This window comes from Zobellia russellii (assembly GCF_044597075.1).
Classification (GTDB): Bacteria; Bacteroidota; Bacteroidia; order Flavobacteriales; family Flavobacteriaceae; genus Zobellia; species Zobellia russellii.
Map to the genome: position 1 here is coordinate 3981876 of NZ_CP139000.1, position 16056 is coordinate 3997931.

Here is a 16056-nt window from a genome sequence, read left to right on the forward strand (position 1 = left end):
GAACAACGTCTTATTTGGCAATAGGGGCGCTCATACAATGCTCCGGTATGCCAAACCCATCTACTAGGACTCCTATATGGGGTCTTAATTCACTTGATAACCGTTCTACACGTTGGCGGATGGCCTTAGATTTTGTCCCACCAATATAACCTTGTTCTAAGTACCATTCCGCATCTTGTCTTATAGTATAAATTGCGTGTAACGTTCCTAGTTTCTGAAACAAAGCTTTGTTCTTGGCGTCGGATATGGTTTCTACAAAATCATTGTAAGTAGAATAGGCTAGTTCATTGCTATAGGCTTTGCCCAATGCCAGCAAGTGGCTTTGTACTTTAAGAAACGCTTGGTAAGAAGGTATTCCCGTTTTAATATAATCTCTAATTCGCATAGCCAGGGTGTAGGTCAACCGTCTGGTACGGTATTCAAAAGCATGCTTGTGGAATTTAGGATTGTACAAATGATCCTTATCTACTTTGTTACTGTAAATAGGATTGATCGTGGTTAGTTTGTCATTGATCTGTATGCCCAATATTTTTAGTACTGCGGAAAATCCTGCGCTATTAAACTCCGATTTAAAGTCTGATAGAACCCCCTTGGCGGCCAATAATAACAGTACGGTATTATCACCCTCAAAAGTGGTGAAGATATCTACATCGCCTTTTAAGTCGGCTATACGGTTTTCTAAAAGGTAGCCTTTTCCGCCACAAGCTTCGCGGCATTCTTGAATGGTGTCATTCGCATACCAGGTGATGATAGATTTTAAGCCCGCCACTTGGGTTTCTATCTTTCGCTTGTCTGGTTGGGATGGGTCACAATATTGTTGCATCATCTTATCAAGGGTTATGTGATAGACGTAAGCGCTAGCCACTAGAGGCGTTAGACGCAACTGGTGCGTTGGGTAGTCCATTAAAAGGTCTTCCTGTACCTTTATACTGTCATTAAATTGTCTGCGCTTTAAGGCATGTTTAATGGCAACGGTTAAAGCAAATTTAGCACCTCCCAAACCTGCTCGGGCCACACAAATTCTTCCGCCCACCAAGGTGCCCAACATGGTAAAAAACCGTTTGTTTGGGTTTTTTATATCAGAGTGGTAAGTCCCATCTTCTTTAATGTCCCCATATTTATTAAGTAGATTTTCTCTGGGTACGGCAACTTGATTAAACCAAATTTTACCGTTATCAACTCCGTTCAGACCTAGTTTGTAGCCATTGTCTTCTACATTTATTCCGGGTAAAAGTTCGTGCTTTTCATTTCTAAGCGGAACCAGAATGGCGTGCACACCTTCGTTTTTTCCATTTACGATGAGTTGCGCAAATACAGATGCCATCTTGGAGTGCAATGCATTTCCAATATATTCTTTATTATCGTTTTTCCCCGGAGTGTGAATTACAAGTTGGTCTGTTTCGTTGTTGTAAGTCGCCGTAGTTTTTATTCCCCGTACGTTGGACCCATGGCCTGTTTCGGTCATGGCAAAACAACCTAAAAGCTCTGCTTTTCCTGTTTTTGAGAGGTACAGGTCATGATGTTTTTTAGTTCCTAACTTTTGGATACTTCCTCCAAAAAGACCAAACTGCACTCCAAATTTTATAGAAAGGCTGCCATCGGCAAACATCATATTTTCAAACATGTAAGCATAACCTTCCATATCATCGGTTCCGCCATATGCTTCTGGATAGGCCATGGCTCCATATCCCTTAATGGTTAAGAATTTAACTTGGTTCAGAACAACATTTCTGAAATCGTCTTTGTTTCGGTGCACTTCCCACTTAAAAATAGGGTCGGCCAATACTTCCCTGAAATCATCCACCAGTTTGGCATGCTTCCCTTTTAAAATCGTATCGATCTCTTTGGAATCATAAAATTCCGAGGTAGTTTCATGAATTACATCAACATCAAAGAGGTGATTGTAATGATTGGGTTGAATACCCAGTTGTATTTCAATATGTTTTAATTGTTCGTTAAATGGACATTCATCTTTATAGTGGCACACTACCTTTTGGCTAAATGTGGCTAATGGGTAAGTTTCACTTTCAATTAATTTAACTCCTGAATTGGAAATAGTCTGTTTCCATTTTTTTAATTCTGTATTCGCAGGCGGATTTTGTGTATTAAGCCACGTAAGTAATTGTGCCCTGCTTTTTTCGGATAGGGTTTTATCTGCGTCTATCGCATTTTGTACAACATTAATTTCGGATGCTGTGAGCAGGTCATCGGACCAAATAACATAGTAAAATGGGATGTACTGAAGAATTTCTGAGGAATAAGTGGAGTCTTGCATAGAATGAAATTACGAAAATTATCTTCAAAATAATGCGGCCTATGGCCATATAGAAAACGGTAGATTAGGGGTGTGAAGTATAGTGGGCTTGTTTCTTTTTCTGCTATCTTTGTTTTAATATGAATGAGTACTTAGACGCCGAAGGAGAGAATTTTACCCCTGAGGAATTTGATATAGAAAGAGCTTTGCGCCCCATAAGTTTTGATGACTTTACGGGTCAGGAGCAGGTATTGGAGAATTTAAAGGTTTTTGTGGAGGCCGCCAATCAACGAGGGGAGGCATTGGATCACACCTTGTTTCACGGCCCTCCAGGACTGGGTAAGACCACTTTGGCCCACATTCTTGCGAGTGAACTAGGGGTAAGTATCAAGATTACTTCCGGACCGGTTTTGGATAAACCGGGCGATCTTGCAGGTCTGCTTACCAATTTGGATGAGCGCGATGTACTCTTTATTGATGAAATTCACCGTTTGAGCCCAATAGTAGAGGAGTATCTGTACTCCGCTATGGAAGATTATAAAATTGATATTATGATCGAGTCGGGTCCTAATGCGCGATCCGTACAGATAAACCTGAATCCGTTTACACTGATCGGGGCTACCACCCGCTCGGGATTGTTAACGGCACCCATGCGTGCCCGTTTTGGTATTCAGAGCCGCTTACAATATTATTCTACGGAATTACTTTCAACCATAGTTGAGCGTAGTGCAGAAATACTAAAAGTTCCTATTTCCCAAGAAGCTGCAATTGAGATTGCAGGTAGGAGTAGGGGTACACCTAGAATTTGTAATGCTCTTTTAAGAAGGGTGCGGGATTTTGCTCAAATCAAAGGTAATGGTAGCATAGATATTGATATTTCAAAATTTAGTCTAAAGGCATTGAACGTAGATGCTCACGGATTGGATGAAATGGATAATAAGATTCTTACTACCATTATAGATAAATTTAAGGGAGGCCCCGTAGGTATTACCACATTGGCAACAGCGGTTTCCGAAAGTGCCGAAACCATAGAGGAAGTATATGAACCTTTCTTGATTCAGCAGGGTTTTATTATGCGAACACCGCGTGGCCGTGAAGTAACGGATTTGGCGTATAAACACTTGGGGAAGCTCAAAGGAGGAGTGCAACCAGGATTGTTTTAAGATGAATTCTAAAGAGAAATATTCCGAACTTATAAAAACCGAAGCCAAACGCCTCGGTTTTTTGTCTTGTGGTATTTCCAAAGCGGATTTTTTGGAGGAGGAAGCTCCTAGATTGGAGAAATGGCTCAATAACAATATGCATGGCGAAATGTCGTACATGGCCAATCATTTTGATAAACGTTTAGACCCACGTCTTTTGGTAGACGGGGCTAAATCCGTCATTTCATTACTGCTGAATTATTATCCCGAAAACGCACAAGAGGAAAACACATATAAAATATCTAAATACGCTTACGGGCAAGATTACCACCATGTCATTAAATCCAAATTGCGTGAGCTGCAAAATTTTATTTCTGAAAATATAGGTGAAGTTGGGGGTAGGGCTTTTGTTGATTCCGCGCCCGTTCTGGATAAGGCTTGGGCCGCTAAAAGTGGCCTAGGGTGGATAGGGAAGCACAGCAACCTCCTCACCCAAAGGGTAGGTTCTTTTTATTTTATTGCCGAGCTTATTGTTGATTTGGATTTGGAGTATGATTCTAGGGTTACGGATCATTGCGGAACCTGTACTGCTTGTATAGATGCATGCCCCACGGAAGCTATTGTGGAGCCCTATGTGGTTGACGGGAGTAAGTGTATTTCTTATTTTACCATTGAGCTCAAAAATGAAATTCCAACGGAATTTGAGGGTAAATTTGATGATTGGGCCTTTGGGTGTGACGTTTGTCAAGATGTATGCCCGTGGAACCGGTTTTCAAAACCTCACCAAGAACCCTTGTTCAATCCACATCCGGAATTATTATCCATGTCCAAAAAGGATTGGGAAGAAATTACCGAAGATGTTTTCCGAAAAGTTTTTCGGAAGTCGGCAGTAAAAAGGACTAAATTCTCAGGTTTACAGCGCAATATCAAATTTCTAAAATAAAGCAGCGAACTACGAAAACGTTAGAGTTTGCTATCTTTTATATTTTCTAGGTAAGTTCTTTCAGGTCGAGGATTTATTGTGCTATCTTGTTTGGTAGTTTTTATACCAAAACCAACTTCAAATGAGCTTTATTAAAAAACCGAGTTTAAGTTTTTGGCAGATTTTCAATATGAATGTCGGCTTTTTGGGCATCCAATTCAGTTTTGGACTTCAGCAAACCGCAATCAATCCTGTTTTTTTGTTTTTGGGAGCATCGGAAGATATGTTGCCTATTCTTAATATAGCTGGACCTGTAACGGGTTTGATCGTTCAGCCTATTATCGGAGCTATATCGGATAAAACTTGGTCGCCCCGTTTTGGTAGGCGTAAACCGTTTTTTCTGATTGGAGCTATTATTGGTAGTCTTTGCCTTTTTGCATTTCCGTTAAGTCCCGCCTTGTGGTTTGCAGTAGGGTTACTTTGGATTTTAGATGTGGGGAACAATATGGCAATGGAGCCTTACCGTGCTTTTGTAGGGGATAAGTTGCCTGAAAAGCAATTGAGTTTGGGGTATCAAATGCAAAGTCTATTTGTTGGTGCCGGTATTGTTTTAGCCAACGCATCCATATTTTTGTTCCAAGATTGGTTTGGGGGCGGAGATGTTGCGGATGTAGCCGGTTCCATACCTAAGTGGTTGTATTACTCCTTTTTTATAGGAGCCTTTTTGTCTGTATCAACCATTCTTTGGTCCGTATTAAAAACTCCCGAAATTCCACCTACAGAAGAAGAAATGGAAGAAATCAAAGCTCATAAAGCCCTTTCTTTTGGGGAACGTTTTAATATGCCTTTCATAGAGATTGCCAAAGCGGTAAAAGAAATGCCTTCTTTTATGTGGAAACTCTCCGCTGTCTATCTTTTTCAATGGTACGCCCTATTTGTGTATTGGCAGTTTATAACACCTTTGTTCATGAGTACTATGGGGTTTGATTTGTCCGGAGCTGCCGCGCAATCGGCAAAAATGAGCACTACTTACAATATTACCACTATGGTCGTAGCATTGGCATTGGTGCCATTGGCGCTAAAATTTGGAAGTAAAAAAGTCTACGCGGCAAGTTTATTGGGTACGGGGCTAGCACTTTTCACAATTCCATATATTTCCGATCCTATTACCGTGTTGTTTCCTATGGTCTTGTTCGGTATAGGTTGGGCGGCTATGATGGGTATACCTTATACCATGGTTTCCAAGATTGTACCTCAGGATAGACGAGGCGTGTACATGGGTATTTTAAATATGATGATCGTCATTCCCATGGGGATAGAGACGCTTACTTTTGGACCTATTTTTAAGAACCTTCTTGGTGGTAATGCCGTTAACGCTATATTGTTCGCTGGGGTGTTTTTTGTTCTTGCTGCGGTTCTTTCTTTACGGTTGAACGTAAAGGAGGCCAAAAAGGAGAATGTGGGCTAGTTGGGTTTTATACCTGTAAATCGCGTAAATTCTTGGAAATTTATCCTCTAAACGGGCTACACATATCCGAAGAATACCCTTAAATTTGTTTTCTTAAATCTAATATTCCTATGGGCAATCAAAAACAGAGAAGGGAAGCATTGATATATCATGCTAAACCGCAACCTGGCAAAATAAAAATCGTTCCTACAAAACCTTATTCAACCCAGCGAGATTTGGCTTTGGCCTATTCGCCAGGTGTAGCAGAACCTTGCTTGGAAATTGCTAAGGATAAGGATAATGCCTATAAATATACCTCTAAAGGAAATCTGGTGGCCGTTATATCCAATGGTACGGCCGTATTGGGGCTTGGTAATATTGGTCCGGAGGCCTCAAAGCCAGTTATGGAAGGGAAAGGATTGCTGTTCAAAATTTTTGCGGATATAGATGGAATAGATATTGAAGTTGATACGGAGGATGTTGATAAATTCGTGGAGACCGTAAAAATGATCGCTCCTACTTTTGGCGGCATCAATTTGGAGGATATAAAAGCACCCGAAGCTTTTGAAATAGAAAGAAGGCTTAAAGAAGAGCTTGATATTCCGGTAATGCATGATGATCAACACGGAACGGCCATTATCTCTGCTGCAGCTTTGTTAAATGCGTTGGAACTGTCCGAAAAGAAAATAGAAGAAGTCCGCATTGTTATTAGTGGTGCTGGTGCTGCCGCTGTTTCCTGTACAAAGCTGTATAAGGCTTTTGGTGCAAAGGCCGAAAATATTGTGATGTTGGACAGTAAAGGGGTTATCAGAAAAGATGCCGAAAATCTATCTGCTTCCAAAGCGGAATTTGCTACGGATAGAAAAATTGATACTCTTTCCGAAGCAATGGTAGATGCCGATGTTTTTATCGGACTTTCCATAGCCGATATCGTAACACCGGATATGTTAAATTCAATGGCGGAAAACCCTATTGTTTTTGCCATGGCAAACCCTAATCCTGAAGTAGATTACGACTTGGCCATAAAGACCAGGAAAGATATCATTATGGCTACAGGGCGTTCCGATCATCCTAATCAGGTGAATAATGTACTTGGTTTCCCTTTTATTTTTAGAGGGGCCCTTGATGTACGTGCTACTGCTATTAATGAAGAAATGAAAATGGCCGCCGTTAAGGCATTGGCCGAACTTACCAAACAACCCGTGCCGGAACAGGTAAACATTGCTTATGGGGAAACGCGATTAACGTTCGGTAAAGAATATATAATTCCCAAACCTTTTGATCAACGTCTTATTTCTGAAATTCCACCGGCCGTGGCCAAAGCTGCCATGGATAGTGGCGTGGCCAAAAGCCCTATTGATGACTGGGACCGGTATAAAGAAGAACTGCTACAACGTTCCGGGAACGATAACAAAGTAGTGCGCTTATTGCACAACAGGGCAAAAATGAACAAAAAACGTATTGTTTTTGCCGAAGCCGACCATCTTGATGTGTTGAAGGCCGCTCAAATCGTACATGAAGAGGGTATTGCTGAGCCTATTCTTTTAGGTAGAAAAGAGATTATTTTAGAATTGAAAAAGGAATTGGATTTTGATGCCGAGATAGATATTTTGGATCCAACTTCCAAAGAGTTTGATGAGAAACATATACGCTACGCAACCAAGTTCTGGGAAAGTAGAAAGCGCAGCGGTACTACACTTTACAGTGCGAAAATAAGAATGCGCGAGCGCAATTATTTTGGAGCTATGATGGTGCTTGAAGGTGATGCAGATGGTATGATATCTGGATATTCAAGAGCGTACCCAACGGTTGTAAAACCAATTTTGGAAGTTATTGGTAGAGCGTCAAATGTAAAGAAGGTATCTACGGTAAACATTATGATTACGGATAGAGGTCCATTATTTTTGGCGGATACTTCTATCAATATAGATCCAAATGCAGAAGAAATTGCAGAAATAGCTCAAAATGCCGCAAATGTGGCTTCAACTTTTGGATTTGACCCTGTATTGGCTTTACTGTCTTACGCAAACTTTGGGTCTTCTAACCATCCGCATGCAAAAAAAGTAAGGGAAGCGGTTCGTATTTTACATGAAAGCAACCCAAGTCTTGTGGTAGATGGTGAAATTCAAACAGATTTTGCCCTGAATAAAGAATTGTTACAGAGTCAGTTCCCATTCTCCAAACTGGCGGGTAAAAAGGTAAATACCCTAATTTTTCCAAACTTGGAATCGGCGAACATTACTTATAAGCTATTAAAAGAACTAAACCAAGCAGATAGTATAGGTCCTATTATGGTTGGTCTAAGAAGGTCTGTTCACATCCTTCAATTAGGTGCAAGCGTAGATGAAATGGTAAATATGACGGCGGTTGCTGTTATAGATGCACAAGAAAGAGAAAAAAGAAAAAAGGCCAAAACAGAGGCCAAGTAATAGTAATTGCCCGGTTCTAATTACCGGGCAAAATAATTCCCCAAAACAACCCCGGATATGATTACCCATCTTAAAGGAAAACTTGTAGAGAAAAACCCAACCTATGTAGTGATAGAATGTGCTGGAGTTGGTTATTTTGTAAATATTTCCTTGAACACTTTTTCTAAGATAGGCGATTCGGAAAATATTAGTTTATTTACTCATCTTCAAGTAAAGGAAGACTCACATACGCTTTTTGGTTTTGCCGAAAGATCTGAGCGCGAGATTTTCCGTCTTTTACTATCGGTTTCAGGTATTGGTTCAAGTACGGCCAGAACCATGCTTTCTTCATTGGAACCTGCCCAAATTAGAGATGCAATTGCCAATGGAGACGTGGCTACAATTCAGTCCATTAAAGGTATAGGAGCCAAAACGGCCCAACGTGTAATTCTAGACCTTAGGGATAAGATTTTAAAAGTTTACGATATAGGCGAAGTTTCCGCTCCTACGAACAATACAAATAAAGAAGAAGCGTTATCTGCTTTAGAGGTTCTTGGCTTTGTAAGAAGATCCGCCGAAAAGGTAGTTGACAAAGTACTTATCCAAGACCCCTCGCTCAGCGTAGAGAACATTATTAAACTTGCGCTTAAAAATTTATAACAAGTTTGAAAACAGGGGCCAAACTATTTCTTAAATCACCATTTAAGCTTACACTCCTATTTTTATTTTTGCTCGTTTCCTCCGGTGTATCGTATGCCCAAGAAACAGAAAATGAAGATAGGGAAGAGCAGGAAGTGGATTCCGTAAAGACCGGTTTTTCTTTGGGTAAGCTCAAAATGGAAAACCCGGAAAGTATTGTCTCTAAATACGAATACGATCCAAATCTAAATATGTACATCTACTCTGAAAAGGTAGGTGATTTTGATATTGGATACCCGGTGATACTTACTCCCGAGCAATATTATGAGCTGGTACGCCAAGAAGGAATAAAGGACTACTTTAAAGAAAAATCCGATGCCTATGCCGGAAAAAAAGAAGGTAGTGAAGAAGCAAGAAAAAACTTACTCCCCAATTTTTACGTAAACAACAGTTTTTTTCAATCCATTTTTGGTGGTAACACTATAGAGGTAATCCCACAGGGATCCGTGGCTATGGATCTAGGGGTTATCTGGCAAAAAAATGACAACCCCTCTTTATCCCCAAGAAACCGTACCAATCTATCTTTTGATTTTGATCAGCGTATAAGTCTAAGTATGCTTGGTAAAATAGGCGAAAGATTACAGGTTACGGCCAATTATGACACCGAGGCTACTTTTGATTTTCAGAACATTGTTAAACTGGATTATACACCTACGGAGGACGATATCATTCAGTCAATAGAGGTAGGTAACGTAAACATGCCGCTCAACAGCTCCCTTATAACGGGGGCGCAGAGTCTTTTTGGGGTAAAAACTCAGCTTCAATTTGGTAAGACCACGGTTACCGCAGTTTTCTCGGAACAGCGTTCTCAAAATAATACAGTTGTAGCACAGGGCGGTGGTACGGTAAATGAATTTTCTGTTTCGGCACTTCAATATGATGAGGATAAGCATTTCTTCCTGGCCCAGTATTTTAGGGATAATTATGATGCAGCTTTGGTTAACTACCCCTATATCAGGAGCCAAGTACAGATAACCCGTTTAGAAGTTTGGGTTACCAATCGTAGTCAGCAAACCTTAAACGTTCGTAATATAGTTGGTATTCAGGATTTGGGAGAATATGACCCATTGTTAGCAGGTGAAAATAAGACTAGAATCTCAGGGAATGCCCCTGCAGGATTTTTCAATGTAAATTCAGGACAACCTAACCAGTTGCCACGTAACGATGCAAATGATTACAATCCTGCGTTAATTGGTCAAGGAGGAGCGCTTACCCAGAGTATTCGTGATGTGGCTACCATTGAGCAAGGTTTCAATGTTTCAGGCTACCAACCTAACCAAGGGTTTGATTACGCTTATCTTGAAAACGCAAGAAAGTTGGAGCAGGGCAGGGATTTTCAATTTAACACCCAATTGGGCTACATTTCTTTAAACCAACGTTTAAGCAATGACGAGGTATTGGCGGTAGCCTTTCAATATACCTATAACGGAAAAGTGTATCAGGTTGGTGAATTTGCCAATGGCGGGGTAGATGCAACAACGGTTTCCGGATCTTTAGAAAACCCTATTATAGATAATAATACTTTGGTCCTGAAATTACTGAAAAGTAATATTACCAATGTGTCCGATCCTATTTGGGATTTGATGATGAAGAATATTTATGCCACCGGTGCTTTTAGGTTGAGTCAGGAAGATTTTAAAATGAATATCCTTTACTCTAACCCAACACCAAGGAACTATATTACTCCGGTTGAAGATTTTCCTGCCCAAACAGATGGAGGAAAACCTTTGCAAGAGCGCATATTGTTAGATGTCTTTAATTTTGATAGACTTAACGCCTACAATGATGTGCAACCTGGTGGTGATGGTTTTTTTGATTTTGTTCCGGGCATAACCGTAGATACGCAGAACGGCCAAATTATATTTACGAAAGTTGAGCCTTTTGGGGAATATCTTTTTGAACGTTTAGGTGGTGGGGATTATAATACCGAAAGCGGATATAACGCCAACCAAGAGAAATATGTATTTAGGGATATGTATGAGCTTACTAAATCTGCGGCCTTACAAAACCCGGAAAAAGATAAGTTCTTATTAAAAGGTAGATACAAGTCAGAGGGAAGTAATGGCATTCCGATCGGAGCGTTTAACGTGCCCAGGGGTTCTGTGCGTGTTACCGCTGGAGGAAGACAGTTGCAGGAAGGTATAGACTATACGGTAAACTATCAGGCAGGTACGGTTCAGATTCTTGATCCAAGTTTGGAGGCATCCAATACCCCAATTAATATTTCAGTAGAAAATAATGCCGTATTCGGTCAGCAAACCCGTCGTTTTACTGGCGTAAACGTAGAGCATCAATTCAACAAGAATTTTGTTTTAGGGGCCACTTTATTAAACCTAAATGAAAGGCCATTAACGCAAAAGTCTAACTTTGGCGTAGAGCCTGTGAATAATACCGTATTCGGAATCAATGGAAATTTCTCAACAGAAGTTCCTTTCTTGACCCGTTTGGTCAATAAACTACCTAATATAGATACGGACGTTCCGTCTAATCTTTCGGTTAGGGGAGAAGTTGCTTGGTTAAAGCCTAGTTCACCTAAAAATGCCGACTTTCAAGGGGAAACAACAACATACTTAGATGATTTTGAAGGGGCCCAGGCTCTAATTGATATCCGCTCTTCTTTGGGTTGGGCACTGGCAAGTACACCGGTGGAATTTTTGGATTCACCCACTCAAAAAGGTTTGGAAACCGGTTTCGGTAGGGCAAAAATGGCTTGGTATTCTATTGACCCTGTCTTTTATACCAACCAAAGGCCTGCGAGTATCAGTGATAATGATATTTCAACAAACGCTACAAGAAGGATATTTATAGATGAGGTTTTTCCTCAGGTTGAAGTAGCTCAAGGGCAGACGCGTCAACAGACTACATTAGATTTAGCGTATTACCCTGAGTTAAAAGGCCCGTATAACGCAAATGCTAATTTTGGAACGGAATCTCCCAATGATAAATGGGGTGGTATCATGCGGTCTTTGAGCAGCACCAATTTTGAGCAGGCCAATGTTGAGTTTGTTCAGTTTTGGGTGATGGACCCTTATTTAGAAGGAACTGCAACAAGCCAAGGAGAATTAGTGTTTAACCTAGGTAATATTTCCGAAGATATTTTGGCGGATGGCCTTAAGCAATACGAAAACGGACTACCAGTTAACGGTGAGGGAAGTGTAAAACCGGAAAATCCTACGTGGGGTCCGGTTCCGGCAACCCAGGCCTTAGTGTATGCCTTTGATGTTAATGAGGGTAGCCGCTCACAACAAGATCTTGGCTTTGATGGTCTTAATGACGGAGCCGAAGCCGCAATTTATGGGAACGATAATCCAGAAGATCCAGCTTTGGATAACTACGAATACTTCTTGCAACGTGATGGTGGGATACTTAATAGGTATTTGAACTTCAACAACCCGCAAGGAAACTCGCCGGTTGAGGTAACTAATGATAATAGAGGGTCTACCACATTGCCGGATGTAGAGGATATTGATCGTGATTTGACCATGAATACGGTAAACAGTTACTATGAATACCGAATTCCTATTAAACCCAACACGACCATTAACGATAAATATGTAACCGACATTCGTGATTCATTAGTGCTTTCAGGAAATAGAATTCCTAATGAAAGTACAGTGCGTACCCGATGGATCCAGTATAAAATTCCGTTAAGTGATTTTACCGAAGCAGTAGGCGGCATCAATGATTTTCGCTCTATAAGCTCATTGCGTATGTACATGACCGGCTTCTCTAGTGATGTGCTTTTGCGTTTTGCTACGTTAGATCTTGTACGTGGAGATTGGAGAACCTATACTAAGTCTCTTGATGTAGATGACCCAAATACGGCAGATGATGCCACTACCTTAGACGTTAATGCGGTTAACATTCAGGAAAACGAAAGTAGAAGCCCTATTCCTTATGTGCTGCCTCCAGGTGTTCTTCGTGAGCAATTGAACAATAACAATACCATTATACAACAGAATGAGCAATCTCTTTCTTTGGTGGTGGAAAATTTGGAGTCTCAAGATTCTAGAGGTGTATTTAAGAGTCTTGATATTGATGTGCGTCAGTATGAAAAATTAAAAATGTTCATACATGCCGAGAAAATTTTAGAGACGGATATTTATGATGTTGATCAACCCTTGGTAGGTTTCCTTAGAATAGGAACCGATTTCTCCGAGAACTTTTATCAGTTGGAAATTCCGTTGGAGTTCACCTCTTTTGGGGCTACTTCGGAAGAAGCTATTTGGCCGGATAATAACCAGATGGAAATTGTGCTGGCAGACCTTAATAAGGTAAAGTCGGTTTGGATTTCGGGAACGGACTTAAGTGAAATCAGATATTTTGAAGTGATAGACGGGGAAGTGGTTTCCGTGGATCCGCTTTCAGCAAGAACTCCCGGTAGATTACGTATTGGAATACAGGGTAACCCTTCTTTAGGGAGTATCCGTAGTATGATGGTAGGGGTAAAGAATGTAAGTAGAACCCCGGCAAGAGGAGAGGTTTGGTTCAATGAACTTCGTTTGGCAGGTTTGGATAATGAAGGAGGTTGGGCCGCATTGGCCGCCGTAGATGCAAACTTCGCAGATTTTGCGAATGTATCCGCAACCGGTAGTACCAGTACTTCAGGTTTTGGGGCCATTGATCAGATGCCCAATGAACGTGCTCGTGAAGACGCGCTTTCCTATGATGTGGTTACCAATGTAAATCTTGGTCAGCTACTTCCTAATAAATGGGGTATTCAACTTCCGTTCAACTACGGTATATCGGAACAAATGATTACGCCTGAGTTTGATCCGGTATATGATGATTTAAAGTTACAGGACAGAATTGATGCTGCAGATAACCCTGAAGATGCAAAGGCCATTGAACAGCAGGCAGAAGACTATACCAAACGTACCAGTATAAACTTTATAGGGGTCCGCAAAGATAGAGGAGAAGAGGCCGATGCCAATTTTTACGATGTAGAGAACTTTACTTTTAACTATTCGTACAACGAAACCAATCATAGAGATTTTGAAATTGCTTCTTTAGAGGATAAAAACGTTGCTGCAGGCTTGGTTTATAACCATAATTTTAAGCCTGTAGAAGTGGCGCCTTTTATGAAAAACGACTCGCTGTTTACTAGTCGGTATTGGAGGTGGTTAAAAGAATTGAACTTAAGTCTGTTGCCAACCAGTATTTCGGTTAACTCTAATATAGATAGGCAATTCAACCAACAACGTTTTAGGGATGTTGTGGAAGAAGGGGTAGATAAATTGGAGCTGCCAACGTTGCAACAAAGAAATTATCAGTTTAATTGGCAGTATGCGGTAAATTATAGCCTTACCAAATCACTCCGTTTAAATATGACTGCCAGTAACAACCACATCGTTAGAAATTATTATGAAGATTTTGTAAATGGTACTGGGGATGAAGACCAACGTATAGATGAGACATTGGGACTTTGGGACGGTTTTTGGGATTTGGGAGAGCCCAATAGGCATGCCCAACAGTTAGAATTAAACTACGACCTGCCTTTTAGTAAAATTCCTGTACTGGATTTTATAAATGCACAATACAGCTATACCAGTAATTTTGATTGGCAGCGTGGTGGCGATGCACTTAGGGAAGTAGCGTTGGAAGATATTAATACAGTACAAAACGCTAGTACGCACAATCTAACTGCTAATCTTACCATGCAGAAGTTCTATGACATGATAGGGCTAAAAAAACGAAGTGGAAAATCTGCGGCCAATAGGGCTCCGGTGCGAAGGGATAAAGCGGGTAACCCGGCCTCGGGCAGTGAAAAGACAGAAAAGAAAACTAGTGGTCTTTTCAATACGGCGGTAGATATCCTCACTATGGTAAAACGGTTGAACCTTAATTATAATGAAAGCAGAGGTAAAGTGCTGCCAGGGTATACGCAATCCGTTGGTTTCGTAGGTTCGTTAAAGCCTTCGTTCGGTTTTGTTTTTGGTAGTCAGGCAGATGTGCGTTTTGATGCTGCAAGAAAAGGATGGTTGACCGGTTTTGACGAGTTTAACGAGCAGTACATTCAGAATATCAACAAACAATTGAATATTACGGCCACGGCTCAGCCCATTAAAGATTTAACGATAGATTTATCTGCGGATAGACAGTTTTCTAATAGTTATCAGGAGAATTTTAGTGTTATACGTAATACGGACGGTTCGTTGGAGTATAATAATCTTTTAGGTAACGAATACGGGAACTTTAGTATTTCTACAGTAATGCTCGGTACGATTTTCAATAAAAGTGACGAGTTTGATTCTAAAACGTTTGAACAGTTTAAGCAAAACCGTATTATCATCGCCAATCGTTTAGTAGCGGATAGGGGAGAAGTGGCAAACATAAATCCAGAAACAGGTTTTCCTGAAAAGTACAGTAAAACTCAGCAAGATGTGTTGTTGCCGGCTTTCTTTGCTGCATATACAGGGCAGGATGCGGAGCGTGTAAATTTGGATACTTTCCGTGATATCCCAATTCCTAACTGGAATTTGAAGTTTACAGGTCTTATGCGTAACAAGTGGTTCAAGAAAAGGTTTCAGCGTTTTTCTGTGAGTCATGGGTATCGTGCAGCGTATAGTATCAACTCATTTCAGACTAATCTCGAAAAAGTGCAGTTTAAAAAGGAAAATGAGGGTATTGATGCTGTTGATTCTGATGGGGATTTAATGCCAGACCTTATTTTAAACAACGTGGTATTGAACGATGAGTTCAACCCGTTGGTGCGTATGGATTTTGAAATGAAAAACTCCGTAAGTGTTCTAGCCGAAATGAGAACCAGTAGAACCTTGGCGCTTAGCTTTGATAATAACCTTATGACCGAAATGAACGGTAAGGAATACACCGTAGGTCTTGGGTATAGGTTTAAGGATGTTAAGTTTGTTACCAACATTGGCGGAAACAAGACGCGTTTAAAGGGAGATTTGAACTTAAAGGCAGATGTTACGCTTAGAGACAACATCACTATCATTAGAAATTTAGATATTGACAATAACCAGATTACATCAGGTCAAAACTTATTGTCCATTAAATTTACTGCGGATTATGCGCTAAGCAAAAACCTGAATGCACTGTTCTTCTACGATCATTCATTCTCGCAGTTTGCTGTATCTACTGCTTTTCCTCAGACTACAATCAATTCAGGATTTACTATTAGGTATAATTTTGGTAATTAATGAGCTTTCCAACGGGTTGCA

7 protein-coding genes are annotated in these 16056 nt (G+C 40.6%); 6 read left to right on the plus strand and 1 reads right to left on the minus strand.

Annotation, left to right across the window (positions count from 1 at the left end; translation table 11 throughout):
• Nucleotides 1–10 precede the first annotated feature (10 nt).
• Entirely contained in the window at nt 11–2275 is a 2265-nt protein-coding gene (locus SJY45_RS16305; protein ID WP_400072110.1) for an acyl-CoA dehydrogenase, read from the minus strand.
• 119 nt (nt 2276–2394) lie between these two features.
• On the opposite strand from SJY45_RS16305, the gene ruvB reads away from it, so the two are divergent.
• The 6 genes from ruvB (at nt 2395) to sprA (ending at nt 16035) form a co-directional block, all read left to right on the plus strand.
• Nucleotides 2395–3417: a Holliday junction branch migration DNA helicase RuvB gene (ruvB, locus tag SJY45_RS16310; RefSeq protein WP_215438513.1), complete on the plus strand. Its 1023-nt coding sequence runs from the start codon at nt 2395–2397 to the stop codon at nt 3415–3417.
• 1 nt (nt 3418) lies between these two features.
• The gene (gene queG / locus SJY45_RS16315; RefSeq protein ID WP_400072112.1) at nt 3419–4339 is read left to right on the plus strand and encodes a tRNA epoxyqueuosine(34) reductase QueG; all 921 of its coding nucleotides are present in this window, start codon (nt 3419–3421) and stop codon (nt 4337–4339) included.
• 121 nt (nt 4340–4460) lie between these two features.
• Nucleotides 4461–5786: an MFS transporter gene (locus tag SJY45_RS16320; RefSeq protein WP_215438511.1), complete on the plus strand. Its 1326-nt coding sequence runs from the start codon at nt 4461–4463 to the stop codon at nt 5784–5786.
• 110 nt (nt 5787–5896) lie between these two features.
• Complete coding sequence (locus SJY45_RS16325) at nt 5897–8194, plus strand: NADP-dependent malic enzyme (RefSeq protein WP_215438510.1); 2298 nt, start codon at nt 5897–5899, stop codon at nt 8192–8194.
• Nucleotides 8195–8251: 57 nt separating this feature from the next.
• Nucleotides 8252–8833, plus strand: coding sequence for a Holliday junction branch migration protein RuvA (gene ruvA / locus SJY45_RS16330; RefSeq protein WP_215438509.1), 582 nt, complete (start codon nt 8252–8254; stop codon nt 8831–8833).
• A gap of 5 nt (nt 8834–8838) precedes the next feature.
• A complete protein-coding gene (sprA, locus tag SJY45_RS16335) occupies nt 8839–16035 on the plus strand; it encodes a cell surface protein SprA (protein WP_400072115.1) in 7197 nt (2398 codons plus the stop codon).
• The last annotated feature ends 21 nt before the right edge of the window (nt 16036–16056 follow it).